The organism is Pseudomonas sp. BN515 (assembly GCF_029873155.1).
Classification (GTDB): domain Bacteria; phylum Pseudomonadota; class Gammaproteobacteria; order Pseudomonadales; family Pseudomonadaceae; genus Metapseudomonas.
In genome coordinates this window covers 15062-38355 of record NZ_SSOH01000031.1, presented here as the reverse complement: position 1 = coordinate 38355, position 23294 = coordinate 15062, and the positions used below count along the sequence as shown (strand labels likewise).

Sequence of the window (23294 nt, the reverse complement as noted above, 5' to 3'; positions counted from 1 at the left end):
GTATAGGTGCGCCCTTCAGCGCAGCAGGCTGGCCGTGCGCTGGATGGCGTCCTGATGGGCGGAAACCAGGGCCAGCCCTCCCCCGGCGTCCAGCACGTCCGATGGCGGTACCAGCTTGCGGAACGCGGCGAGCTGGTCGAGCGGCGGCAGCTGTGCGAATCGGCCATCGTCGCGCATGGCATGGTAGAGGCCCAGGTTGACCAGATCGATCAGGCCGAGCCGGCCGCCACTGTCGACGTCCCAGCGCCGAGCGCCGCGCACCACCTCGATGTAGCTCTGATCCACGGCCCATTTCTGCAGCACGATCACGCTCAGGGACTGGCCGTATTCGCGACAGAGCCGCGCATAAACCTCGGGGCCTGGTACCTGACTGGCGTCCTTGAATGCAGAGAGCACCGCCAGCTCGCCGACATCGCAGAGCAGGCTGGCCAGCAGTGCGTGGTCTGGCGAAGTGAATCCCAGGGGGCGGGCGAGCACGGCACTGATGGCAGCCTGCCGCGTCAGCCTTCCCCAGACGCCAACGAACAGTTGCTTGTGGGCGACGCTGTGAAGGGTGAAGAGGCTCTTCAGGCTGTGCACCAGGGTGATGCGGTCCACCTCCTGCAGGCCGAGCATGCGGATGACGTCTTCCAGGGTCCTAGGCGGCTGGGTGGAGCGGAACACGATGCTGGAGGCGTGCTTCATCAGCAGCGCGCTGAGGGCCGGGTCCCTGCTGATGACCTGTTTCAGACGGGCAACCGAGACGTTCGGATCAGCCAGGGCGCGGCGGATATCCAGGGTGATCATCGGCAGGCTGGGCAGTTGCTCCTCGCCATTCATCAACTGCGTGACCACCTTGCGGTAGATCGAATAATCCGACTCGACTGCGTTCAATCCGGCTCCCCCTTCTTCCTGTGGCGGCAGTGTAGCCATGTGCCACTCCAACGCCCACGGTCGATTGGGGCAATCGGACGACCTGCTCAGGGAAGCGGCACGCCATAAGGCTTTGCGAGCTTTGCCAGCCGACCATCGGCACGCATCTGTCGCAGGGTGCGGCCGATGTCGTCACGGAGCTGGCGGTGGGATTCGCCTCTTGGCAGGGCGAAATAGCCCACCTGGGTATCGATGTCCGGCTTGAGGCGATGCACCTTGTCGGCGATACCCAGCTCTTCGATGCGCGGCCGGGAATCCCGCACGTTGGTGGCGGCCAGGTCGGCGCGCCCGGCCATCAGCAGCTTGAAGGCATGCTCCACCGAGGGCGTGACGTGCTGGTCGAGCTGGCCGCGCATGGCTTCGAAGCGTTCGCCGTAGATCCAGCCGTGGATGATGGCGATGCGTTTCCCCAGGAGGCTTTCCAGGGTGCCGTCCCAACTGCTGGCAGAGTCCGTGCGGGCATAGAAGACGACGCTGTCGCGGTAGAAGCCGGGCTCGGCGAACTGGAAACGGCGCTCCCGCGCGGCGGTCCGGTAGGGGCCGATCAGCACATCGGCGCGGCCCTCTTCCACCAGCTTCTGCGCGCGTGCCCAGGGGTAGTGCTCGAAACGCACCTGATAACCCAGCTCGCGGGCGATCACGCGCAACGCATCAACACCGAGCCCGCGCGGCTCACCGCTGCGGTCGAGGACATAGATACCGGGGAATTCGGTGCCGACTGCGAGCAATTCCCGGCCATCGGCGAAGGGGACCAGGCCCAGCACCCAGAGGACGAAACAGAGGGTGCGGAGAGTGGGACGCATGTCCGCGAACCTCGGTCGGCTGCTACCTCAGAGCCTAGCAGCAGGCGTTCGGCTCAGCCCGGCAGCTCCCGCCAGGTGAGGTAGATGCGCAGATCGAACTCCAGCTGGTGGTAGCCGGGCAGCATGTGCTCGCACAGCTGGTAGAAGGCCTTGGTGTGGTCGCGTTCCTTCAGGTGCGCCAGCTCATGGACCAGGATCATCTGCAGGAACTCCGGCGCGGCTTCCTTGAACAGCGACGCGACGCGGATTTCCTTCTTCGCCTTGAGCTTGCCGCCCTGCACCCGCGAGATGGCCGTGTTCAGGCCGAGGGCCTTGTGCACCACATCGAGCTTGTTGTCGTAGAGCACCTTGTCCGGGGCCGGCGCGTTACGCAGGTGCTCCTGCTTCAGGGTCATGGCGTAGCTGTACAGCGCCTTGTCGCTCTGCACTTCGTGGCGGCCCGGATAGCGGCGCTCCAGGTACTCGCCGAGGCGGCCGGCGGCCATCATCTGCGCCACCTGTTCCTGGAGGTGGGCCGGGTAGCCGCGGAGGTACTTGAGACTGGTCATGACAAAGCTGGTGGGAATGGGGGCGCGACAGTCTACCCGAGCACAGCCTTTTACGAGCGCCTCCCGGACCAGTCGACCGCACCTCGAATAGTTCCCTGGGGCTTTGCGACGCAGTTCAATTTTCGAGCAAATTCCCCCTCGAGTGCGCCACTCGCATCGCTGATAGCACCGAGCCAGAGCCTTTCAAAAAACCGGCGCACCCCTTGGGAAAATTTCCTTATCCATCAAGGCCGGTCATATCCGGCCGAATCCGCCTCGGTCGCCGGAGGCAATATCGCAATGCTGGCCAATCGGAAATAAGGCATTTTTTTGACGTCAACATGCCGACAATCGGTAACTGACAAGCCACTCTGCGAATCCGTATAAAGCGCTCGCGAGACGGCCGCAACGCCTTCGGACGACACGGCAGGCAACTGCCACCAGCAACCTCACTTTTGGTTCGAGCGCGATTGGCCGGAACGCCGCCCCAGTATCTGGGTGACGAGGATAAGCAGCGCCCGACTGGAAGTTCCTTTCGAGAACTCCGTCATGATTGACCTCTCCACCTGGAACCTGACCCTGCCCGTAGGCGTACCCGCTGTCACCATCGAAACCCCGCTGCTGGTGGGTGGCTACCAGGACCACTATTTCCAGAGCACCTCCACGGGCGTGACCTTCTGGGTTCCGGTGAACGGCACCACCACTGCCAACGCCGCGTACCCGCGCAGCGAACTGCGCGAGACCTACGCCGACGGCGAGCTGCGCAACTGGAGCTATCCCAGCGCCGACAACCTGCTCAGCGCCAACCTCGCCGTCAGCCAGGTGCCTTCCACCGGCAAGCTGGTGATCGGCCAGATCCACGCCTTCGGCAGCTCCAGCCCGCTGCTCAAGCTGGAGTACCAGTTCAAGACCACGAGCCAGACGGCCAACATCGTCGCCAAGGTGCGCAACTCGCCCACCGAGGAAACCAGCACCGTGATCCCGCTGCTCAGTGGCATCCCGCTGAACCAGCGCTTCAGCTATGTGATCGACCTGTCGCCGAAGGGCGTGCTCAGCGTGATGGTCAATGGCAGCTTGTGGAGCCAACAGCTGTCCACGGCCTGGGCGCCGAAGCCGCTGTACTTCAAGGCGGGGGTGTATGCGCAGGACAACACGGGATACGAGACCGAGGCGGGGAAGGCGACCTTCTACAGCCTGAAGATCGAGCATCGGGTGCCTTGACTCCCTCACCCCCGGCCCCTCTCCCCAACGTGGAGAGGGGTGACTCGCGCCTGAATGAATGAAGCTCGCTGGCAACCGGGAGTGATGCCGAACGCAAATGACGGCCTTCGCACAAACAGCTCCCCTCTCCCTTCAGGGAGAGGGGCTGGGGGTGAGGGTTTCGGGCTCAACGCAACGCGCCAATGCCTTGGGATCGAGCAACGAGCAGGGCTCACCGCCAAGGTAGCTGCGATACACCCGGAGCAGTTCCCCCTCGCTGATCCGGCAATCCCCGGCCGGACACTGGCTGGCGAACTCGAAGCGCCCGGTGGGCGGGTCAGCCAGACGGATCTTCAGCGACGGCCAGCCGGACGGTTTGGCCGCAGTCGGGGTGAACAGCCAGACGCCCTTGCGTTGAACCAGAGCGCCGCCGGCTTCTGCGTAGTCGAAGACGAACATCAGGGTGCGCGAGGTCTTGGTGGTGCAGTCGGTGCGGTCCAGGCACTGCTGCGGATCACTGGATACCGGCTCGGGCGGCGGCGCGGGGGCCACCGGCGGCTGGCCGGCGCAGCCTGCGACCAGCAGGGCGAACCCCATCATCAGGGGCAGACGCATCGGAAACTCCTTTTGCCGGATACGAAAGAGCCCCGCATTGCGGGGCTCCTCGTGAAGCACTACGGGATCAGTTGACCTTGGCGGCCAGCTCGCCCTTGGCGTAGCGCGCGAACATGCCATCCAGGGAGATCGGCTTGATCTTGGAGGCGTTGCCGGCGGTGCCGAAAGCTTCGTAACGGGCGATGCAGATGTCGCGCATGGCTTCGACGGTCTTGGCGAAGTATTTGCGCGGATCGAACTCGGCCGGGTTCTTGGCCAGGAAGCTGCGGATGGCACCGGTGGAAGCCAGGCGCAGGTCGGTGTCGATGTTCACCTTGCGTACGCCGTACTTGATGCCTTCGACGATTTCCTCGACCGGCACGCCGTAGGTTTCCTTAATGTCGCCGCCGAACTCGTTGATGATCGCCAGCCAGTCCTGCGGAACGGAGGAAGAACCGTGCATCACCAGGTGGGTGTTGGGGATGCGCTTGTGGATTTCCTTGATGCGGTCGATGGCGAGGATGTCACCGGTCGGCGGCTTGGTGAACTTGTAGGCGCCGTGGCTGGTGCCGATGGCGATGGCCAGGGCATCCACCTGGGTCTTCTTGACGAAGTCGGCTGCCTCTTCCGGGTCGGTCAGCATCTGGCTGTGGTCCAGGATGCCTTCGGCGCCAACGCCGTCTTCTTCACCGGCCTGGCCGGTTTCCAGGGATCCCAGGCAGCCCAGCTCACCCTCCACGGACACGCCGCAGGCGTGGGCGAAGGCAACGGTCTGCTGGGTGACGCGCACGTTGTATTCGTAGTCGGACGGGGTCTTGCCGTCTTCGCGCAGGGAGCCGTCCATCATCACGGAGGAGAAGCCGAGCTGGATGGAGCGCTGGCAGACGTCAGGGCTGGTGCCGTGGTCCTGGTGCATGCACACCGGGATGTGCGGGAATTCTTCGATGGCAGCCAGGATCAGGTGGCGCAGGAAGGGGGCGCCAGCGTATTTGCGGGCACCGGCGGAGGCCTGCACGATCACCGGGGAATCGGTCTTGTCGGCCGCTTCCATGATGGCGCGCATCTGTTCCAGGTTGTTGACGTTGAAAGCCGGTACGCCGTAGCCGAATTCGGCGGCGTGGTCCAGCATCTGGCGCATGCTGATGAGTGCCATGGTGTTTCAGTCTCCCGATTGGGTGGGCTGTCAAATTGCAAAGCCTGCCGCAGGGGCAGGCCGGGTTCAAGTTCCCGGGGAGGAGCGGTCATGCGCCCGCCCCGGGGAAAATCAAAAACGGGTCAGAGGGCTTTGCAGCCGCGACCAATCAGGTCGTCGGTAGCGACCCAGTAGACCAGGCCTTCATCACCCTTGGTGTGGAAAGCCAGGTTGCCGTCGGTGTAGAGCGCGCCGGAGCCCGAGGGTTCCCGCTTGAGGCGGTGGACGATATCGCCGCCGCCCAGACGCAGATCAACGCTCTCCTGGCTCGCATCGGCGAAGCGCCAGAGTACTTCGGTCTGGCTGTCGCATACCCAGCGGGTCCAATCATCGCTGGGAGCCTGTTGACCGGCACAACCGGCCAGCAGCGCGAGGCCCGCGAGGGCGAACCATCCTTTCATCCACGTCTCCTTGGGGGACGGCTCCGGCCATCCGCGCACCGCTCCGTCACGGGCAATGCTGTTGTCCTTCGTTGCTCTCAGTGGGGTCACCACTGGCCTGCGCCTCTACCCGCTGGTCATCCTGATTGCTCGGGACCATCACCTGGGGCGGGCTCATCACGTCACAAGTGCTGGAGGGCTTGCCACCGGCACAGCCCCAGAGTCCAGCACAGAGAATCAGCAGAATCGCAGCGTAGCGCATGGCAGGTACTCCTTTTCGCTAGCCCTGTTCAAGGGACCGCGGAGCCCTGCCATGGTTTAGGCCGTTTTACGCCGAGGCACCAATCCTCGCGGCCTCGCGAGCTAGAGAAGAGCAAGGCGAAAATGGCTGAAGACGCGGAGTTTACGACTGTAAATGAGCAGTCTGAAGCCATTTTCAACGCAGCTATTCCGACGCGCAGCAGGCCGTTACGCCTTGGCGCGTTGTTCCAGCACCTCGACTGCCGGCAGCACCTTGCCCTCGACGAATTCGAGGAAAGCACCGCCGCCGGTGGAGATGTAGGAGATCTGTTCGTTCACGCCGTACTTGTCGATCGCCGCCAGGGTGTCGCCACCACCGGCAATCGAGAAGGCCGGGCTTTCGGCGATGGCCTGGGCCAGGACCTTGGTGCCGTTGCCAAACTGGTCGAACTCGAACACGCCTACCGGACCGTTCCAGAGGATGGTCTTGGAGGACTTCAGCAGCTCGGCGAACTGGGCGGCGGTCTGCGGACCGATGTCCAGGATCATGTCGTCGTCAGCCACGTCGGCGATGGCCTTGACGGTGGCAGCGGCGCTTTCAGCGAATTCCTTGGCGACTACCACGTCCACCGGCAGCGGCACGCTGACCTTGGCGGCGATGGCCTTGGCGGTGTCCACCAGGTCGGCTTCGTACAGGGACTTGCCCACCTTGTAGCCGGCAGCGGCGAGGAAGGTGTTGGCGATGCCGCCGCCGACGATCAGCTGGTCGCAGATCTGCGACAGCGAGTTCAGCACGTCGAGCTTGGTCGAAACCTTGGAGCCGGCAACGATGGCGGCCATCGGACGGGCCGGGCTGCCCAGGGCCTTGCCCAGCGCGTCCAGCTCGGCAGCCAGCAGCGGGCCGGCAGCGGCGACTTTGGAGAACTTGGCCACGCCGTGGGTGGAACCCTCGGCGCGGTGGGCAGTGCCGAAGGCGTCCATCACGAAGACGTCGCACAGGGCGGCGTACTGCTGGGCCAGCTCATCGGCGTTCTTCTTCTCGCCCTTGTTGAAACGCACGTTCTCGAACAGCACCACCTGGCCAGGGGCGACGTCGACACCACCCAGGTAGTCGGCCACCAGCGGAACCTCGCGGCCCAGGGCCTTGGACAGGTAGTCAGCCACCGGCTTGAGGCTGTTCTCTTCGGAGAACTCGCCCTCGGTGGGACGGCCCAGGTGGGAGCAGACCATTACCGCCGCGCCCTTCTCCAGTGCCAGCTTGATGGTCGGCAGGGAGGCGAGGATGCGCGCATCACTCTTCACGACGCCGTCCTTCACCGGCACGTTGAGATCCTCACGGATCAGCACGCGCTTACCCTGGAGGTCGAGGTCGGTCATTTTCAACACGGTCATGGGGTCAGTCCTTCACGGGGGCTGGTAGTTAACGAGAAGCAGCGGAAACCCGCAGATAGTGGTCTGCGGTGTCGAGCATTCGATTGGCGAAGCCCCATTCGTTGTCGAACCAGGCCAGCAGGTTGACCAGGCGCGGGCCGGACACACGGGTCTGGCTGCCATCGACGATGGCGGAATGGGGATCGTGGTTGAAATCGCAGCTGGCGTGGGGCAGCTCGGTGTAGGCCAGCAGCCCCTTCAGCGGGCCGCTTTCGGCGGCTTCGCGGAGCACCCGGTTGATCTCGGCGGCCGAGGTGTCACGGGCGGTCTGCAGGGTGATGTCCAGGCAGGACACGTTCACCGTCGGCACGCGGATCGCCTTGGCCTGGATGCGCCCGGTCAGTTCCGGCAGCAGGCGCTCGATACCGCGGGCGAGGCCGGTGGATACCGGGATCACCGACTGGAAGGCGGAGCGGGTGCGGCGCAGGTCTTCGTGGTGGTAGGCATCGATCACGGGCTGGTCGTTCATCGCCGAGTGGATGGTGGTAATGGAGACGTATTCCAGACCCACGGACTCGTTGAGAAGTTTCAGCAGCGGCACACCGCAGTTGGTGGTGCAGGACGCGTTGGATACCAGTTTCTCGGCACCGGTCAGGCTGTCCTGGTTGACGCCATAGACGATGGTGGCGTCGATGTCCGACTCGGTGGACATAGGCTGGGACAGCAGCACGCGGGGTGCGCCGGCAGCCAGGAAGCGCTCGGCCTGCTGACGATGGGTGTACTGGCCGGAGCATTCCAGCACCAGGTCCACGCCCAGGGCAGCCCAGTCGATGCCTTCCGGTTCGGCGCTACGCAATACCTTCACGCAGTCGCCGTTGATGTGCAGGCAATCGCCATCCACTCGCACTTCGCCGGGGAAGCGGCCGTGGGTGGAGTCGAAGCGGGTCAGGTACTCGATGCTGGCCTGGTCGGCCAGGTCGTTCAGCGCGACGATCTCGAAGCTCGCCCCGCCACTGCGCTCATGGAGCGCGCGCAGCACGCAACGGCCAATGCGGCCGTAGCCGTTGAGGGCGACTTTGAAGGGGCGGTTGCTTGGCATGGTGCGCTCGCAGGACCGAGGGGTAGGAAATCCTGTAGGAGCGAGCTTGCTCGCGAAGCAAGAAGCCTCGCGAGCAAGTTCGCTCCTACGGACGGGTCAGACGTCCAGCAGTTCTTCGGCGGTGGCGACGATGTTGTCGACGGTGAAGCCGAAGTGCTCGAACAGGGCAGCGGCCGGCGCCGACTCACCGAAGGTGGTCATGCCGATCACGCGGCCTTCCAGGCCGACGTACTTGTACCAGAAGTCCGCATGGGCAGCTTCGATGGCAATGCGCGCGCCAACCTGCACCGGCAGCACGGCCTGCTTGTAGGCGGCGTCCTGCTGGTCGAACAGGCTGGTGGACGGCATGGACACCACGCGAACCTTGCGGCCGGCGGCGGTCAGCACGTCATAGGCCTGGACGGCCAGGCCCACTTCGGAGCCGGTGGCAATCAGGATCAGTTCCGGTTCGCCGTCGCTGTCCTTCAGCACGTAGCCGCCACGGGCGATGTTCGCCACCTGGGCAGCGTCGCGAGCCTGGTGGGGCAGGTTCTGGCGGGAGAAGATCAGCGCGCTCGGGCCGTCGTTGCGCTCGATGGAAGCCTTCCAGGCCACCGCGGATTCCACCGCATCAGCCGGACGCCAGGTGTTCAGGTTCGGGGTGCAGCGCAGGCTGGCCAGTTGCTCGACCGGCTGGTGGGTCGGACCGTCTTCACCCAGGCCGATGGAGTCGTGGGTGTAGACGAAGAGCACGCGCTTCTTCATCAGGGCGGCCATGCGCACGGCGTTGCAGGCGTATTCCATGAACACCAGGAAGGTGGCGCCGTACGGAATGAAACCGCCGTGCAGGGCGATGCCGTTCATGATGGCGCTCATGCCGAACTCGCGCACGCCGTAGAACAGGTAGTTGCCGGAAGCGTCCTCGGCGGACACACCCTTGCAGCCCTTCCACAGGGTCAGGTTGGAGCCGGCCAGGTCAGCCGAACCGCCGAGGAATTCCGGCAGCAGCGGGCCGAAGGCGTTCAGGGCGTTCTGGCTGGCCTTGCGGCTGGCGATGGTTTCGCCCTTGGCGGCCACTTCCGCGATGTAGGCATCGGCCTTGGCGGAGAAATCGGCCGGCAGTTGGCCCTTGATGCGGCGCTGGAATTCAGCGGCCAGTTCCGGATGGGCGGCGGCGTAGGCGGCGAAGCGCTCGTTCCACTCGGCCTCGCGGGAGGCACCGGCGGCCTTGGCGTCCCACTCGGCGTAGATGTCGGCCGGGACTTCGAAGGGCGCGTGGTTCCAGCCCAGCGCGGCGCGGGTCAGGGCGATTTCGTCGTTGCCCAGGGGAGCGCCGTGGCACTCTTCCTTGCCTTGCTTGTTCGGCGAACCGAAGCCGATCACGGTCTTGCAGCAGATCAGGGTCGGACGGTCGCTGGATTTGCGCGCGGTCTCGATGGCGGTCTTGATCTCGTCGGCGTCATGGCCGTCGACGTTGCGGATCACCTGCCAGCCGTAGGCTTCGAAGCGCTTCGGGGTGTCATCGGTGAACCAGCCGTGGACTTCGCCATCGATGGAGATGCCGTTGTCGTCGTAGAAGGCGACCAGCTTGCCCAGGCCGAGGGTGCCGGCCAATGCGCAGACTTCGTGGGAAATGCCTTCCATCATGCAGCCATCGCCGAGGAACACGTAGGTGTTGTGGTCGACGATGTTGTGGCCGTCACGGTTGAACTGGGCAGCCAGGGTCTTTTCGGCAATGGCGAAGCCAACGGCGTTGGCGATGCCCTGGCCCAGCGGACCGGTGGTGGTCTCGACACCGGCGGTGTAGCCGTACTCCGGGTGGCCCGGGGTGCGGCTGCCGAGCTGGCGGAAGTTCTTCAGGTCTTCGATGGTGAGGTCGTAGCCGGTCAGGTGCAGCAGCGAGTAGTTCAGCATCGAGCCGTGGCCGTTGGACAGCACGAAGCGGTCGCGGTTGGGCCATTCGGGGTTGTTCGGGTTGTGCTGCAGGTAATCCCGCCAGAGCACTTCGGCGATATCGGCCATCCCCATGGGGGCGCCGGGGTGGCCGCTGTTGGCTTTCTGCACCGCATCCATGCTCAGGGCACGAATGGCATTGGCACGCTCACGACGGCTGGGCATCGCTTATCTCCTGCAGGTCTGAATAGACGGCTAATCGAAAAAAGGCCGCTATTTTCGCCCAGCCGGCAGGTCGCGGGCAATCACAGATGGTCGCAGTTTCACCAGTCAGGTGCGGGAAAACCCTGCGGCAGCCGCAAGACAGGGCGCCTGGAACAGTTCGCCATGCCAGAGACCGGCCAGCGTACGAGCCATCACCTGGAGCCAGATCAACGCCAGTCCGAGGGCCAGCGCCCCGCCCACGGGGCCGAAAAAGGCGATCCCGGTGCGACGCTGCAACTCGAAGGTCGCCAGGGTGAAGACCGCCAGCGGGAAGGTGAAACCCCACCAGCCGAGGTTGAAGCGCATGTCCTGACGCAGATGACGGCGCGTGCAGAACAGCGCCATCACCAGCCACCAGAACGCTGCACCCCAGAGCAGCAGGCTGCCGATCAGGCCGACATCACGGGCTAGCTCCGCCACGCCGGCCAGGGCAGTACCGGCGAAAGCCGCGGGCATCGCCTTGCCCAGGCTCAGCAGACCGAGGCAACCGGTGGCCAGCGGGCCGACCGGCAGCCAACTGGTGGCCGCGAACTCGCTGCCCGGCAGTTTGTGCAGCGCCAGGCGCAGCAGCACCAGGGTGATCAGCGAGAACGCCAGGCTCAGGGACACACCCCAGAGCAGATAACCCGTCACCAGCACCAGCCGTGCGGCCTCCGGTGCCAGGTGCGGCGCCAGCACGCCGGCCGATGCCGCCGCCACTTCGGGCGCGACAATGGGCAGCAACCAGACGGCGGTGAGCTTCTCCAGGGCGTGATCCTGGTGGGTGAACATCAGGAAGGGCACCAGCAGGGCGACGCCCAGGGCCAGCACCACATCCAGCCACCAGAGCCCGTGGGCCAGGGCGAGCGCTCCTTCGCCCCAATGCGGCACACCAAACAGCACCAGGCCGTTGATCAGGGTGGCCAGCCCCATGGGAATGGCACCGAGGAACATCGACTGCACCGGGTGCAGCAGCATCGGCCGCAGGGTGTCGCGGAACAGCAGGATCCGCGCCATGAACAGCAGGGCGAAACCAGCGAAGAGGACGGCATTGAACAGCCAGAAACCTTCAGCCAGGCGCCCCTCCAGCGCTCCGCCCCAGGGCAGTGCCACAATCACCAGGGCCAGCGCGCCGGTGCCCATGGTCACGGCGAACCAGTTGGGCGTGAACTGGCGAACGAAGGCGAAGGGTTCGGCGAGGCGGGTAAAGGGGCGTGGCATGGAGGGCTCCGGTCGGGTGGTCCCGTGGCGGGAAGAACGAAGCCAGACTAGGGAAGGCTGTGCTATATGAAAAATACATATTCAGCATCTATCGCATGCCTTTTATTTATGAATCTGCACCACCTCAAAGTCTTTCTCGCTGTCGCCGAGAGCGGCAGCATCAGCAACGGCGCTGCCCGCCTGTTCATCAGCCAGCCGGCCGTCACCCGGGAAATCCGTGACCTGGAAGCCAGCATCGGCCTGCCCCTGTTCGACCGCCGGCCCCGCGGCGTCAGCCTGACCGAGGGCGGTGAACGCCTGCTGCAATACGCCCAGCGCATCTTCGCCCTGGAAGCCGCCGCCGAGCGCGACCTGCGCGGCTTCGCCAGTCTGGGGGACGGCGAACTGCGCCTCGGTGCCAGCGCCACGCTGGGCAGCTACCTGCTGCCGGAGCTGATCGAGCAATTCCACCAGTCGCATCCCACCGTGGTGGTGGACCTGGCCGTGAGCAATACCCGCGAGGTGGCTGCGCAGCTGGAGGACGGCCGCATCAGCCTGGGCTTCGTCGAAGGCGCCTTCGACAACCAGGCCTTCGCCAGCCACCTGCTGGACCGCGACCGGCTGCTGCCGGTGGTCGGTCCAGAGCACCCACTGGCCGGGCGCGGCGAACTCAGCGCCCGCGACCTCGCCGGGCAGGACCACTACTTGCGCGAACAGGGCTCGGCCACCCGCGCCAGCGTCGAGCAGGCGTACCGCGAACGGGGCATCGACCTGCGCGTACGCATGTCCATCGGCAGTACCGAAGCCCTCAAGCGCCTGGTGCAGGACGGCCGTGGCATCGCCTGGCTGTCGCCCCATATGGTCCGTGAGGAACTGGCCAGCGGCCGCCTGGCGAGCCTGGACGTGCGCGATCTGGCAATCGAACGCGAATTTCATGCCCTCTGGCGCCCCGGCCAGAGCCTGAGCCCGGCGCCCGCCGCCTTCCTCGAACGGGTGCGAACGCCCGTCTGACCGTCGATCACTCAATATCAAAACTTTTTGATATTGGCATTGCGACACCCGAAAGCGGGGGCTAGACTGCGCCCCCTATGAGCCTGCGCGTACCCCAGATCCGTCATGACGACAGCGACGAGCTGGCCGCCCTGTGCAAGGCCGGCGGCGATCCGCTGCGCCTGAACGTGCTGCGGGTGCTGGCCAACGATTCGTTCGGCGTGCTGGAACTGGCGCAGATCTTCGCCACCGGCCAGTCGGGCATGAGCCATCACCTCAAGGTGCTGGCCCAGGCAAATCTGGTGGCCACCCGCCGCGAAGGCAATGCGATCTTCTACCGCCGCGCCCTGGCACAGAACGAGCGGGTTGGCGGCATGCTGCACACGGCCCTGCTGGCCGAAGTGGACGATCTGGAGTTGCCGGCCGAGATCGCCGGGCGCATCACCGAAGTGCATGCCCAGCGTGAAGCCGTCAGCCGCGACTTCTTCACCCGCGCAGCAGAAAAATTCCAGGCGCAGCAGGACCTGATCGCAGGACTGCCGCAATACCGTGACAGTGTGCTGGCATTGCTCGATGCGCTGGGCTTCGAACCCGGCGCCACGGCGCTGGAAGTCGGCCCCGGCGACGGCGGATTCCTGCCGGACCTGGCACGGCGCTTCAGCCGGGTCATGGCGCTGGACAACAGCCCGGCCATGCTGGAGCTGGCGCGAATGCGCTGTAACGAAGAAGGCCTCGGCAATGTCGAACTACGACTGACTGATGCCCTGAATGACGAGCAGGCGGCCGCCGACTGCGTGGTGCTGAACATGGTCCTGCACCATTTCGCGGCACCGGCCGATGCGATGAAACAATTGGCCCAGCGGGTGCAGCCAGGCGGCGCGCTGCTGGTGACCGAGTTGTGCAGCCACAACCAGAGTTGGGCCAGGGAGGCCTGCGGCGATCTATGGTTGGGCTTCGAACAGGACGACCTGGCCCGTTGGGCCAATGCCGCGGGGCTCACGCCCGGCGAGAGCCTCTACATTGGCTTGCGAAACGGCTTTCAGATTCAGGTAAGGCACTTCGCCAAACCGGATTCACGAAGCGAACTCACCCACCGGTAACGAATAGGAAAACCGATAGATGAGCGAATACTCCCTGTTTACCTCCGAATCCGTGTCCGAAGGCCATCCGGACAAGATCGCCGACCAGATTTCCGATGCCGTCCTCGACGCCATCATCGCCCAGGACAAGCACGCCCGCGTCGCCTGCGAAACCCTGGTCAAGACCGGTGTAGCCATCATCGCCGGTGAAGTCACCACCTCCGCCTGGGTCGACCTGGAAGAGCTGGTGCGCAAGGTCATCATCGACATCGGCTACGACAGCTCCGACGTCGGCTTCGACGGCGCCACCTGCGGCATCCTGAACATCATTGGCAAGCAGTCCCCGGACATCAACCAGGGCGTCGACCGCTCCAAGCCGGAAGACCAGGGCGCCGGTGACCAGGGCCTGATGTTCGGCTACGCCAGCAACGAAACCGACGTGCTGATGCCCGCTCCGATCTGCTTCTCCCACCGTCTGGTGGAGCGTCAGGCCGAAGCCCGCAAGTCCGGCCTGCTGCCGTGGCTGCGTCCGGACGCCAAGAGCCAGGTCACCTGCCGCTACGAGAACGGCAAGGTGGTCGGCATCGACGCCATCGTGCTGTCCACCCAGCACAACCCCGACGTGAAGTACTCCGACCTGCGCGAAGGCGTGATGGAGCTGATCGTCAAGCACGTGCTGCCGGCCGAACTGCTGCACAAGGACACCCAGTTCCACATCAACCCGACCGGTAACTTCGTGATCGGCGGCCCGGTGGGCGACTGCGGCCTGACCGGTCGCAAGATCATCGTCGACTCCTACGGCGGCATGGCCCGTCACGGTGGTGGCGCGTTCTCCGGCAAGGACCCGTCCAAGGTTGACCGTTCCGCTGCCTACGCCGGCCGCTACGTAGCCAAGAACATCGTTGCCGCTGGCCTGGCCGAGCGCTGCGAGATCCAGGTGTCCTACGCCATCGGCGTGGCCCTGCCGACCTCCATCTCGATCAACACCTTCGGCACCGGCAAGATCAGCGACGACAAGATCGTCCAGCTGGTCCGCGAGCACTTCGACCTGCGTCCGTACGCGATCACCAAGATGCTCGACCTGCTGCACCCGATGTACCAGCCGACCGCAGCCTACGGCCACTTCGGTCGCACCCCCTATGAAATGACCTACGGTGACGACACCTTCACCGCATTCACCTGGGAAAAGACCGACAAGGCCGAAGCCCTGCGCATCGCCGCCGGCCTCTAAGCCTCGACCGTTCTGCAAAAAGCCCCGCCTCGTGCGGGGCTTTTTGTTTGGCTATGTCTGCGTTAGCTGTTGCCAGAGATCGCCCATCGGTCCAGGAAACTTGTAGGAGCTAGCTTGCTAGCGAAAAGGGGACCATTCGCTGGCAAGCCAGCTCCTACGGGCAATGCAGCTACTTGCGACACTTAATGCAGACACAGCGTTTTGTTTCGCCGCCGCTGCAATCCCGAATCCCCACAACCAACCACGCCCGAACCGACAAGGGATTCAGCGCCCGCTGACAAATCCCGCTCCTAGACTGGCCGCCTCCCCAACGAGCACGGAGGCTCGCCATGAAAACCTGGATCCCCCTTCCCTTCCTCCTGCCCTGCCTCGCGCTGGCAAATGCCTGTCCGGACTGGCCACCCACCCGCGCCAGCGCCGAACTCTCAGCCCTCGACAACCGCATCGCCGAATGGGACCGCGCGTACCACCGCGAGGGGCGCTCCATGGTGGACGACGAACTCTACGACCAGGCCCGCGCCCGCCTGGCACGCCTGAACGGGTGCTTTCCCACTGCGGCAGTGCCGCTCCGCGATCCCCTGGCGTCAAGCGGCGGCAAGGCCCGCCATCCAGTGCCCCAGACCGGCCTGGACAAGCTGCGGGACACCGACGACCTGCGCCGCTGGATGGGTCAGCGCCGCGACCTCTGGGTTCAGCCCAAGGTGGATGGCGTGGCCGTCACCCTGGTTTACCGCCAGGACCGGCTGGTGCAGGCCATCAGCCGGGGCGACGGCGGCCACGGCCAGGACTGGACCCATCAGGCCCGGCGCATCGCGGCGATTCCCGCGCACTTGCCCGGCATCGGCGATGGCGTGCTGCAAGGCGAGCTCTACTGGCGCCTGGAAGACCACGTGCAGGCTGAACGGGGCGGCCAGGGAGCACGAGGAAAAGTGGCCGGGTTGCTCAATCGCCATGAATTGACCCAGCGCGACGCCGCCGGCATCGGCCTCTTCATCTGGGACTGGCCGGATGGGCCGGCACCAATGGAGGAGCGCCTGCATGGCCTGGATGCCATGGGCTTCGCCGACACCCACGCACTCACCCGGCCCGTCGCCAACGCTGACGACATCGCCGCCTGGCGCGAACGCTGGTACCGCTCTCCCCTGCCTTTTGCCAGCGACGGCATCGTGATTCGCCAAGGCGCGCGACCTGCCGCTCGGCAGTGGAAACCGCAGCCGCCGAACTGGGCCGTGGCCTGGAAGTACCCGTTCGCCAAGGCGCTGGCAGAGGTTCGCGCGGTGGAATTCAAGGTCGGCCGCACCGGGCGGGTTACACCCTTGCTCAAGCTGAAACCAATCGAACTCGATGGTCGGCGCATCCAGCGCGTCGGCCTCGGGTCCGTGAAACGCTGGCGAGAACTGGACATCCGACCCGGCGACCAGGTCGCCATTGCCCTGGCCGGACTCACCATTCCGCGATTGGAATCCGCCGTCCTGCGCGCCACGGAACGTCCGCGGGTGGAAGCGCCAGAGCCCGGCCGCTATCACGCCCTCAGTTGCTTTCGTGCAGAACCCGGCTGCCGGGATCAGTTCCTCTCGCGCCTCGAATGGCTGGGTGGCCCCAAGGGCCTGGGCCTGAATGGGCTGGGGCGCGGAACCTGGGCGCGCCTGGAGCTGGATGGGCTGCTGGACTGGCTTGATCTGGATGTCGCCGCATTGGAGTCCAGGCCGGGCATCGGCACGACTCGCGCGGTCTCACTGGCAGGGTCTTTTCAGGAAGCCCGGGGTCGGCCTTTCGGCCAGTGGCTGAGAGCCTTGGGATTACCGCCCTCCATGGAACCGGAAGGGGACTGGGCAACGCTGACGGGCAGAACGTCCGCGCAATGGCGGACGCAGGCGGGAATCGGGCCGGGGAAGGCGCGGCAACTGGTGGCGTTCTTCCAGCATCCCGAAGTCCGGATGCTGGCAAAACAGCTTGGAGCGGCCGGGGTGGACGGATTTTCCTCGCCTCAGTAGGCGCGGAACTCCTTGTGGCAGGCTTCGCAGTTGTCTTCCACCTTCTGCACCAGCGGCGCGACGCCCTGGGCGGTGAACGGGCGGGCCTGAGCGGCGCTGGCGAGCTGGCCGGTGCTGGCTTCGAGCTCGCGCACCAGTTCCTTGAAGCGCTCCTGGCGCTGCCAGACTTCATCGCGCGCGGCGCTATCGGCGTCGCCTTCCTGGGCCTGCGGGAAGTGCTGCCAAGGCTCGCGGGAAAGCTGGTCGAGCTTGGTGGCGCCGGTGGCGAAACGCTGCTCGTCGAAACTGATGCGGCCACGCAGCATGCCGCCGAGGTCTTCGCTGGTGCGCAGCATTTCCTTGAAGATCGCCTGGCGCTTGCCCAGCGGCGAATTAGGGTCCACGCCGCCGCAGGCAGCAAGGCTCAGGCAGGCGACAGCAAGGATGAAAATCTTCTTGGCATTCATCGGCAGGATCACGGGTCAGGCTGAAGGCGGGCGACAGGGTACTCCCAGCCGGCCGACAATTTCCAAGCCAGGCGACAGTTTGTCGCACCACCGGTCAGGTCCTGAAGTGGTCGAGGTGCCCGTTCAGCTCCTGCACCTCTCCCCGGATACGCTCGCTGGCCTGCATCACGCTGCGGGCGTCATCCCGGCTGCGCTCGGCCAGGCTGGAGATTTCCGTCACCCGCTGGTCGATGTCCTGAGCCACCTGGCTCTGCTGCTCGGCGGCGGTGGCGATCTGGGTGTTCATGGCACTGATACTGTCCACCGCGACCACGATGCTGCCGAGCACTTCATTGGCTTCCTCGATGTGACTGAGGTTTTCCCGCACCAGGTGGTTGCTGTCCTGCAAAGCGGTGACGGCCTGCTGGGCGCCGCCTTGCAAGCGCTGGATCATCGCCTGGATTTCACCGGTGGATTGCTGGGTACGGCTGGCCAGCGTACGCACCTCATCCGCCACCACGGCGAATCCACGCCCGGCTTCGCCGGCACGTGCGGCCTCGATGGCGGCATTGAGCGCCAGCAGGTTGGTCTGCTCGGCGATGCCGGTGATGACTTCCAGCACCTTGCCCACGCCTTCGGTTTCATTGCGCAGGACGTTCATCTGCCCGGCGCTCGCCGCCATCTGCTCCGATAGCGCGCCGATCAGCTCGGCACTGCGTTGCACAGCTCTCTGGCCGGACTTGGCGCAGCTATCGGCATTGCGCGCCGACTCAGCAGCATGGGCGGCATGGCGGGCCACCTCGGCCACGGTGGCGCTCATCTCGTTCATGGCGGTGGCGACCTGGTCGAGGTTCTCGTGCTGCAGGCGCACGCCGTCACTGGCCGCATGGGCAGCGGCCACCACGGTCTCCACATGCTGGCGGGTATGGCCTCCGGTCTCCTTGACCTGCCCCAGCAGGCCGCGTACCTGCTCGCGCATGAGGTTGTAGCCGGCGACGATCCGGCCGATTTCGTTGTCCTGCCGCCGATTGCCCAGGGACTGGGTGAAGTCGCCCTGCCCCACGCGGGTCAGCACGGCCTCCAGCTCCGTCAGGCGCTGGATCAACGGACGCAGGCCGAATTGCCGCCCCAGCACCACCAGCAAGAGGATGCCGATCACACAGGCGAAGGCCAGCCACATCTGCCGGCGCTGCGAGTTCTCGGCGTGGGCAGCCATCAGGCCGACCGCCTTGTTCATTTCCTTCAGCAGGTTGAGCGAAGCACCTTCCAGGGCCGCGAGGTCGCTGTCCGGGCGCTCCAGCTGCGGCCGGAAGCTCGCCCAGAGCTGGCCCACCAGGCGCATCTGCTCGGCCACAGCCGGAGTCTGGATGGCGCTGATGTTGCGTGCCGGGTTGCCGTTCAGCAGGTCGCGATGGGCCTGGTCGAACTGGGCGATGGTGGCGTCCAGGATGGGCCGGGCAATGGCGCCCTGGCGCAGGAGCAGCGCCTCCTTGGTCATCTTCTGGCTGAGCATGCGCTGTGCGCCGGCGATGTTGATGGTCTCCGGTGACACCGACATGCTCAGGTAGAGCGCCACCGAGGCGGTAACCGCCAGCAGGAACATCAGCGCGTAGGAAAAGAGAAATTGCTGGTTGAGGGTACGCAGCCCCACGGAGCGGAGCAGCGAGTCGAAAGCGGAAGTGGCGGACATGGGTGCCTCCTGGCCGAGCCCACCCCGGAACTTCAGGCGGGGCTGACGGCTGCACAGCAAGAAGGCGGCCAACCCCGGCGCAGAGAGCCTGGCGACTGGCAACGAGCGTGAAATGCCCCATTGCGGGGCGAACTCACGCACCAGGCGCACCAGAGTCAGGCAGACAGGTCGTCGTCCCTGAAGCGGTCCTTGATGTAGGTGATCTCCGTCTTGCCGTGGGGTGCCGGCAGGCCGTCCTCACCGATGTTGACGAACACCATCTTGTCGATGGTCAGGATGCTCTTGCGGGTGATCTTGTTACGCACTTCGCAACGCATGGTGATCGAGGTGCGCCCGAACTCCGTGGCGGTGATGCCCAGCTCGATGATGTCGCTCTGGCGCGCGGAACTGACGAAGTTGATCTCGGAGATGAACTTGGTGACCACGCGCTGGTTGCCGAGCTGGATGATGGCGTAAATGGCCGCTTCCTCATCGATCCACTTCAACAGGCTGCCGCCGAACAGCGTGCCGTTGGGGTTGAGGTCTTCGGGCTTGATCCATTTGCGCGTATGGAAATTCATGCAGCGTCCTCCTTGTGTGAGATGGGACGCATCATGACCGGCCCGGCGCGGCTTGTCCTGACAAGGCTTTCAATGGCTGCGATAGGGACTCGTCCGGGCGACGGAAAACCTTGGGCTTGCCCGCCAGCGCCGCTATAATCCGCAGGCTTTTCAAACGGCCGGCACAGTCTGGTCGTTCCCGCCTCCCTTCCGAGGGGCGCTGCAGCACGTGGGGTCTGATTCGAATCAGCCTCCACCTGTCAGGCTCGGAAGGGGCGTTGCCAAAACGCATCAACGGCGCCCATTCGCATACTACGAATGGAGACTCTTACATGAGCGCTGTCATGACGCCTGCCGGTTTCACCGACTTCAAAGTCGCCGACATTTCCCTGGCCGCCTGGGGCCGCCGCGAGCTGATCATCGCCGAGTCCGAGATGCCGGCACTGATGGGCCTGCGCCGCAAGTACGCCGGCCAGCAGCCGCTTAAAGGCGCGAAGATCCTCGGTTGCATCCACATGACCATCCAGACCGGCGTACTGATCGAGACGCTGACCGCCCTGGGCGCCGAAGTGCGCTGGTCGTCCTGCAACATCTTCTCCACCCAGGACCAGGCCGCTGCCGCCATCGCCGCCGCCGGCATCCCGGTGTTCGCCTGGAAGGGCGAGACCGAGCAGGAGTACGAGTGGTGCATCGAGCAGACCATCCTCAAGGACGGCCAGCCGTGGGACGCCAACATGGTGCTGGACGACGGCGGTGACCTGACCGAGATCCTGCACAAGAAATACCCGCAGATGCTCGAGCGCATTCACGGCATCACCGAAGAGACCACCACTGGCGTGCACCGCCTGCTCGACATGCTCAAGGCCGGCACCCTGAAAGTCCCGGCGATCAACGTCAACGACGCTGTGACCAAGAGCAAGAACGACAACAAGTACGGCTGCCGCCACAGCCTGAACGACGCCATCAAGCGCGGCACCGACCACCTGCTGTCGGGCAAGCAGGCCCTGGTGATCGGCTACGGCGACGTGGGCAAGGGCTCCGCCCAGTCCCTGCGTCAGGAAGGCATGATCGTGAAGGTTTCCGAAATCGACCCGATCTGCGCCATGCAGGCCTGCATGGACGGCTTCGAGCTGGTTTCCCCGTACAAGAACGGCCTGAACGACGGCACCGAAGCCAGCGTTGACGCAGCTCTCCTGGGCAAGATCGACCTGATCGTCACCACCACCGGCAACGTCAACGTCTGCGACGCGGGCATGCTGAAAGCGCTGAAGAAGCGCGCCGTGGTGTGCAACATCGGCCACTTCGACAACGAGATCGACACCGCCTTCATGCGCAAGACCTGGGCCTGGGAAGAGGTCAAGCCGCAGGTGCACAAGATCCACCGCACCGGTGCTGGCGCCTTCGACCCGGCCAACGACGACTACCTGATCCTGCTGGCCGAAGGCCGCCTGGTGAACCTGGGCAACGCCACTGGCCACCCGAGCCGCATCATGGACGGCTCCTTCGCCAACCAGGTGCTGGCGCAGATCTTCCTGTTCGAGCAGAAGTTCGCTGACCTCTCCGCCGAGAAGAAAGCCGAGCGCCTGACCGTGGAAGTACTGCCGAAGAAACTGGACGAAGAAGTGGCCCTGGAAATGGTGAAAGGCTTCGGTGGCGTGGTCACCCAGCTGACCAAGCAGCAGGCCGAGTACATCGGCGTGACCGTGGAAGGCCCGTTCAAGCCGGACACCTACCGCTACTGATGGTCCGGGTGAACGGGCACGTCCCGTTCACCCCTGTTTTCAGCCTGGCGGAGGGCGCGCCCTCCGTCTCTTGCTCCCGAGCCTGGAAAGACCCATGTCCCAAGAACGCCGTTACAGCTTCGAGTTCTTCCCCGCCAAGACCGAAGCCGGGCACGAAAAACTGATGGCCACCGCCCGCAACCTGGCCGCCTACCAGCCGGATTTCTTCTCCTGCACTTACGGTGCCGGCGGCTCCACCCGCGACCGCACCCTGCAGACCGTCCTGCAGCTGGACGGCGAAGTGAAGGTGCCCACCGCGCCGCACCTGTCCTGCGTCGGTGACAGCAAGGCCGAACTGCGCGCCCTGCTGGCCTACTACAAGGATGCCGGCATCCAGCGCATCGTCGCCCTGCGCGGCGACCTGCCGTCGGGCATGGGCATGGCCAGCGGCGAGCTGCGCTACGCCAACGAGCTGGTGGAGTTCATCCGCGCCGAAACCGGCGATCACTTCCACATCGAAGTCGCCGCCTACCCGGAAGTCCATCCCCAGGCACGCAGCTACGAGTCCGACCTCGCCAACTTCGTGCGCAAGGTGAAGGCCGGCGCCAGCAGTGCGATCACCCAGTACTTCTTCAACGCCGACAGCTACTTCTACTTCGTCGAGCGCGTGCGCAAGCTGGGCGTGGATATCCCGGTAGTACCGGGCATCATGCCGATCACCAACTACAGCAAGCTGGCCCGCTTCTCCGACGCCTGCGGCGCGGAAATCCCGCGCTGGATCCGCAAGCAACTGGAGGCTTACGCCGATGACGCGCAGAGCATCCAGGCCTTCGGCGAGCAGGTGATCACCGAGATGTGCGAGCAACTGCTGCAAGGCGGCGCTCCCGGCCTGCACTTCTACACCCTGAACCAGGCCGAACCGAGCCTGGCGATCTGGAAGAACCTCAACCTGCCGCGTTGAGTTCGCCGTAGAAGACGAAGAGGCCGGGCATTGCCCCGGCCTTTTTCTTTTCCACATCCACACCCTGTGAGGGCGATTTCAATCGCGAATGAATTCGCCCCCATAATCGGCGGCAGTGGCGACGGCGATCACAGCCTGGAAATCTTTGGGCTTCGGCTCACTTTCCAGCGCGCTTGTCGCCACGTAATCTGGCCACATGCCACTACCCCGCATCGCCCTCATCATCCTGTTCGTCTGCCTTGGCCAAGTCGCCGGGGCCGAACCGCTGCGTATCGTCAGCGAGCCCTGGGCGCCCTACATCTATGAGGAAGACGGCGAGATCCGAGGGCTGGACTACGAGGCCAGCAGCGTCGTCCTCAAGCGCCTGGGCATCGAGGTGCAGTGGAGCCTGATGCCCTGGAAACGCTGCCTGATGGAGCTGGAAAGCGGACAAGCCGACGCGGTGCTGGATATCTTCCATATCCAGGAACGCGAAGCCCGGATGGCCTTCCCCAGCGAGCCGCTTTCGGAAGTGGAGTTCGTCCTGTTTTACGCCAGGCAACGCCCTTACCCGTTCCAGCGCCTGGCCGATCTGCAGGGGCTGAAAGTGGGGATTTCCCCCGGCTACTGGTACGCCGATCAGGATTTCCGTACGTCCCCGCTGTTCATACGCGAACCGGCGCCCACCCACGAGGCGAACCTCGGCAAGCTGGTGCGTGACCGGGTCGACCTGGTGGTGAATGATCGCCGCGCCGGTCTTTTCCTGATCCACCAGATGGGGCTCGGGGACGAAGTCGGCCAGCACGAGCGGGTGATCAGTCGCGACCGCCTGTACCTGGCGTTTCGCCGAGAGCCCCGCCTGGACGGTCTCGCCGGGCGCTTCAGCGAAGCGCTCAGGCTTTTCAAGCGGGAGCCCGCATACGCGGAGCTGGTGGATCGCTACCGTGAACCGGGCGCGGGAAACCTTCGGTAACCGTTGAGCACCACGAGGGCTGTACATTCTCGCGGAGCTGTTATACTCGGCGCTCCGTCAGGCATACGCCCGGATGCTG

22 protein-coding genes and 1 riboswitch are annotated in these 23294 nt (G+C 65.0%); of the genes, 8 read left to right on the top strand and 14 right to left on the bottom strand.

Annotated elements, in window-relative coordinates; all coding sequences use genetic code 11:
- Positions 1-15: 15 nt before the first annotated feature.
- The 3 genes from E8E91_RS09425 to E8E91_RS09415 are packed head-to-tail and all read right to left on the bottom strand — an operon-like array spanning position 16 to position 2263.
- On the bottom strand, positions 16-912 hold the full coding sequence (locus E8E91_RS09425) for an HDOD domain-containing protein (RefSeq protein WP_280375526.1): 897 nt from the start codon (positions 910-912) through the stop codon (positions 16-18).
- Positions 913-959: 47 nt separating this feature from the next.
- Positions 960-1715: a transporter substrate-binding domain-containing protein gene (locus E8E91_RS09420; protein WP_280375524.1), complete on the bottom strand. Its 756-nt coding sequence runs from the start codon at positions 1713-1715 to the stop codon at positions 960-962.
- 53 nt (positions 1716-1768) lie between these two features.
- Positions 1769-2263 (bottom strand): M48 family metallopeptidase, encoded by a 495-nt coding sequence (locus E8E91_RS09415; RefSeq protein ID WP_280370903.1) that lies wholly within the window; start codon positions 2261-2263, stop codon positions 1769-1771.
- 528 nt (positions 2264-2791) lie between these two features.
- On the opposite strand from E8E91_RS09415, the gene E8E91_RS09410 reads away from it, so the two are divergent.
- Positions 2792-3463 (top strand): polysaccharide lyase family 7 protein, encoded by a 672-nt coding sequence (locus tag E8E91_RS09410; protein WP_280375523.1) that lies wholly within the window; start codon positions 2792-2794, stop codon positions 3461-3463.
- Between the two features lie 132 nt (positions 3464-3595).
- On the opposite strand, the gene E8E91_RS09405 is transcribed toward E8E91_RS09410, so the two are convergent.
- From E8E91_RS09405 to E8E91_RS09370, 8 genes are all read right to left on the bottom strand, one after another.
- The gene (locus E8E91_RS09405; protein WP_280375522.1) at positions 3596-4057 is read right to left on the bottom strand and encodes a hypothetical protein; all 462 of its coding nucleotides are present in this window, start codon (positions 4055-4057) and stop codon (positions 3596-3598) included.
- A 67-nt stretch (positions 4058-4124) separates the two neighbouring features.
- Positions 4125-5189 (bottom strand): class II fructose-bisphosphate aldolase, encoded by a 1065-nt coding sequence (gene fba, locus E8E91_RS09400; RefSeq protein WP_280370897.1) that lies wholly within the window; start codon positions 5187-5189, stop codon positions 4125-4127.
- A gap of 122 nt (positions 5190-5311) precedes the next feature.
- Positions 5312-5629: an MliC family protein gene (locus E8E91_RS09395; protein WP_280375520.1), complete on the bottom strand. Its 318-nt coding sequence runs from the start codon at positions 5627-5629 to the stop codon at positions 5312-5314.
- A 46-nt stretch (positions 5630-5675) separates the two neighbouring features.
- Positions 5676-5870: a hypothetical protein gene (locus E8E91_RS09390; RefSeq protein WP_280375519.1), complete on the bottom strand. Its 195-nt coding sequence runs from the start codon at positions 5868-5870 to the stop codon at positions 5676-5678.
- A gap of 206 nt (positions 5871-6076) precedes the next feature.
- Positions 6077-7240, bottom strand: coding sequence for a phosphoglycerate kinase (locus tag E8E91_RS09385; RefSeq protein WP_280375518.1), 1164 nt, complete (start codon positions 7238-7240; stop codon positions 6077-6079).
- 28 nt (positions 7241-7268) lie between these two features.
- Entirely contained in the window at positions 7269-8318 is a 1050-nt protein-coding gene (gene epd, locus E8E91_RS09380; RefSeq protein ID WP_280370889.1) for an erythrose-4-phosphate dehydrogenase, read from the bottom strand.
- A 96-nt stretch (positions 8319-8414) separates the two neighbouring features.
- Positions 8415-10415 carry a transketolase gene (tkt, locus tag E8E91_RS09375; RefSeq protein ID WP_280375517.1) on the bottom strand — a complete coding sequence of 667 codons (2001 nt, stop codon included), beginning with the start codon at positions 10413-10415 and terminating at the stop codon, positions 8415-8417.
- 105 nt (positions 10416-10520) lie between these two features.
- On the bottom strand, positions 10521-11654 hold the full coding sequence (locus E8E91_RS09370) for a TDT family transporter (protein ID WP_280375516.1): 1134 nt from the start codon (positions 11652-11654) through the stop codon (positions 10521-10523).
- Positions 11655-11762: 108 nt separating this feature from the next.
- Here E8E91_RS09370 and E8E91_RS09365 point away from each other — a divergent pair, with 108 nt between their 5' ends.
- The 4 genes from E8E91_RS09365 (at position 11763) to ligB (ending at position 16927) form a co-directional block, all read left to right on the top strand.
- Positions 11763-12644, top strand: coding sequence for a LysR family transcriptional regulator (locus E8E91_RS09365; protein ID WP_280375515.1), 882 nt, complete (start codon positions 11763-11765; stop codon positions 12642-12644).
- A gap of 77 nt (positions 12645-12721) precedes the next feature.
- The gene (locus E8E91_RS09360; RefSeq protein ID WP_280375514.1) at positions 12722-13723 is read left to right on the top strand and encodes a metalloregulator ArsR/SmtB family transcription factor; all 1002 of its coding nucleotides are present in this window, start codon (positions 12722-12724) and stop codon (positions 13721-13723) included.
- 19 nt (positions 13724-13742) lie between these two features.
- A complete protein-coding gene (metK, locus tag E8E91_RS09355) occupies positions 13743-14933 on the top strand; it encodes a methionine adenosyltransferase (RefSeq protein ID WP_280375513.1) in 1191 nt (396 codons plus the stop codon).
- Between the two features lie 329 nt (positions 14934-15262).
- A complete protein-coding gene (gene ligB, locus E8E91_RS09350; RefSeq protein WP_280375512.1) occupies positions 15263-16927 on the top strand; it encodes an NAD-dependent DNA ligase LigB in 1665 nt (554 codons plus the stop codon).
- Here ligB and E8E91_RS09345 read toward each other — a convergent pair.
- The 3 genes from E8E91_RS09345 to E8E91_RS09335 all read right to left on the bottom strand — a co-directional run bounded on the left by E8E91_RS09345 (position 16921) and on the right by E8E91_RS09335 (position 19602).
- Complete coding sequence (locus tag E8E91_RS09345) at positions 16921-17373, bottom strand: cytochrome c (RefSeq protein WP_190833329.1); 453 nt, start codon at positions 17371-17373, stop codon at positions 16921-16923. The genes ligB and E8E91_RS09345 overlap by 7 nt on opposite strands.
- 94 nt (positions 17374-17467) lie before the next feature.
- A complete protein-coding gene (locus E8E91_RS09340) occupies positions 17468-19042 on the bottom strand; it encodes a methyl-accepting chemotaxis protein (protein WP_280375511.1) in 1575 nt (524 codons plus the stop codon).
- A 155-nt stretch (positions 19043-19197) separates the two neighbouring features.
- Positions 19198-19602 carry a hotdog domain-containing protein gene (locus E8E91_RS09335; RefSeq protein ID WP_280370871.1) on the bottom strand — a complete coding sequence of 135 codons (405 nt, stop codon included), beginning with the start codon at positions 19600-19602 and terminating at the stop codon, positions 19198-19200.
- Positions 19603-19787: 185 nt separating this feature from the next.
- A riboswitch (S-adenosyl-L-homocysteine riboswitch) is annotated at positions 19788-19891 on the top strand.
- Between the two features lie 22 nt (positions 19892-19913).
- Here E8E91_RS09335 and ahcY point away from each other — a divergent pair.
- From ahcY to E8E91_RS09320, 3 genes are all read left to right on the top strand, one after another.
- The gene (gene ahcY / locus E8E91_RS09330; RefSeq protein WP_280375510.1) at positions 19914-21323 is read left to right on the top strand and encodes an adenosylhomocysteinase; all 1410 of its coding nucleotides are present in this window, start codon (positions 19914-19916) and stop codon (positions 21321-21323) included.
- A 94-nt stretch (positions 21324-21417) separates the two neighbouring features.
- A complete protein-coding gene (gene metF, locus E8E91_RS09325; RefSeq protein ID WP_178119259.1) occupies positions 21418-22263 on the top strand; it encodes a methylenetetrahydrofolate reductase [NAD(P)H] in 846 nt (281 codons plus the stop codon).
- A 196-nt stretch (positions 22264-22459) separates the two neighbouring features.
- Positions 22460-23215 (top strand): transporter substrate-binding domain-containing protein, encoded by a 756-nt coding sequence (locus tag E8E91_RS09320; RefSeq protein WP_280375509.1) that lies wholly within the window; start codon positions 22460-22462, stop codon positions 23213-23215.
- Positions 23216-23294 lie beyond the last annotated feature (79 nt).

Bases quoted from the DNA above. Each gene is read 5' to 3' on its own strand.
- E8E91_RS09360 (WP_280375514.1), top strand. From the start codon at position 12,722: ATGAGCCTGCGCGTACCCCAGATCCGTCATGACGACAGCGACGAGCTG.
- E8E91_RS09410 (WP_280375523.1), top strand. From the start codon at position 2,792: ATGATTGACCTCTCCACCTGGAACCTGACCCTGCCCGTAGGCGTACCC.
- E8E91_RS09420 (WP_280375524.1), bottom strand. From the start codon at position 1,715: ATGCGTCCCACTCTCCGCACCCTCTGTTTCGTCCTCTGGGTGCTGGGC.
- E8E91_RS09395 (WP_280375520.1), bottom strand. From the start codon at position 5,629: ATGAAAGGATGGTTCGCCCTCGCGGGCCTCGCGCTGCTGGCCGGTTGT.
- E8E91_RS09385 (WP_280375518.1), bottom strand. From the start codon at position 7,240: ATGACCGTGTTGAAAATGACCGACCTCGACCTCCAGGGTAAGCGCGTG.
- E8E91_RS09345 (WP_190833329.1), bottom strand. From the start codon at position 17,373: ATGAATGCCAAGAAGATTTTCATCCTTGCTGTCGCCTGCCTGAGCCTT.
- E8E91_RS09340 (WP_280375511.1), bottom strand. From the start codon at position 19,042: ATGTCCGCCACTTCCGCTTTCGACTCGCTGCTCCGCTCCGTGGGGCTG.
- metF (WP_178119259.1), top strand. From the start codon at position 21,418: ATGTCCCAAGAACGCCGTTACAGCTTCGAGTTCTTCCCCGCCAAGACC.
- metK (WP_280375513.1), top strand. From the start codon at position 13,743: ATGAGCGAATACTCCCTGTTTACCTCCGAATCCGTGTCCGAAGGCCAT.
- E8E91_RS09320 (WP_280375509.1), top strand. From the start codon at position 22,460: ATGCCACTACCCCGCATCGCCCTCATCATCCTGTTCGTCTGCCTTGGC.
- tkt (WP_280375517.1), bottom strand. From the start codon at position 10,415: ATGCCCAGCCGTCGTGAGCGTGCCAATGCCATTCGTGCCCTGAGCATG.
- fba (WP_280370897.1), bottom strand. From the start codon at position 5,189: ATGGCACTCATCAGCATGCGCCAGATGCTGGACCACGCCGCCGAATTC.
- E8E91_RS09335 (WP_280370871.1), bottom strand. From the start codon at position 19,602: ATGAATTTCCATACGCGCAAATGGATCAAGCCCGAAGACCTCAACCCC.
- ligB (WP_280375512.1), top strand. From the start codon at position 15,263: ATGAAAACCTGGATCCCCCTTCCCTTCCTCCTGCCCTGCCTCGCGCTG.
- E8E91_RS09405 (WP_280375522.1), bottom strand. From the start codon at position 4,057: ATGCGTCTGCCCCTGATGATGGGGTTCGCCCTGCTGGTCGCAGGCTGC.
- E8E91_RS09415 (WP_280370903.1), bottom strand. From the start codon at position 2,263: ATGACCAGTCTCAAGTACCTCCGCGGCTACCCGGCCCACCTCCAGGAA.
- E8E91_RS09425 (WP_280375526.1), bottom strand. From the start codon at position 912: ATGGCTACACTGCCGCCACAGGAAGAAGGGGGAGCCGGATTGAACGCA.
- epd (WP_280370889.1), bottom strand. From the start codon at position 8,318: ATGCCAAGCAACCGCCCCTTCAAAGTCGCCCTCAACGGCTACGGCCGC.
- ahcY (WP_280375510.1), top strand. From the start codon at position 19,914: ATGAGCGCTGTCATGACGCCTGCCGGTTTCACCGACTTCAAAGTCGCC.
- E8E91_RS09390 (WP_280375519.1), bottom strand. From the start codon at position 5,870: ATGCGCTACGCTGCGATTCTGCTGATTCTCTGTGCTGGACTCTGGGGC.
- E8E91_RS09370 (WP_280375516.1), bottom strand. From the start codon at position 11,654: ATGCCACGCCCCTTTACCCGCCTCGCCGAACCCTTCGCCTTCGTTCGC.
- E8E91_RS09365 (WP_280375515.1), top strand. From the start codon at position 11,763: ATGAATCTGCACCACCTCAAAGTCTTTCTCGCTGTCGCCGAGAGCGGC.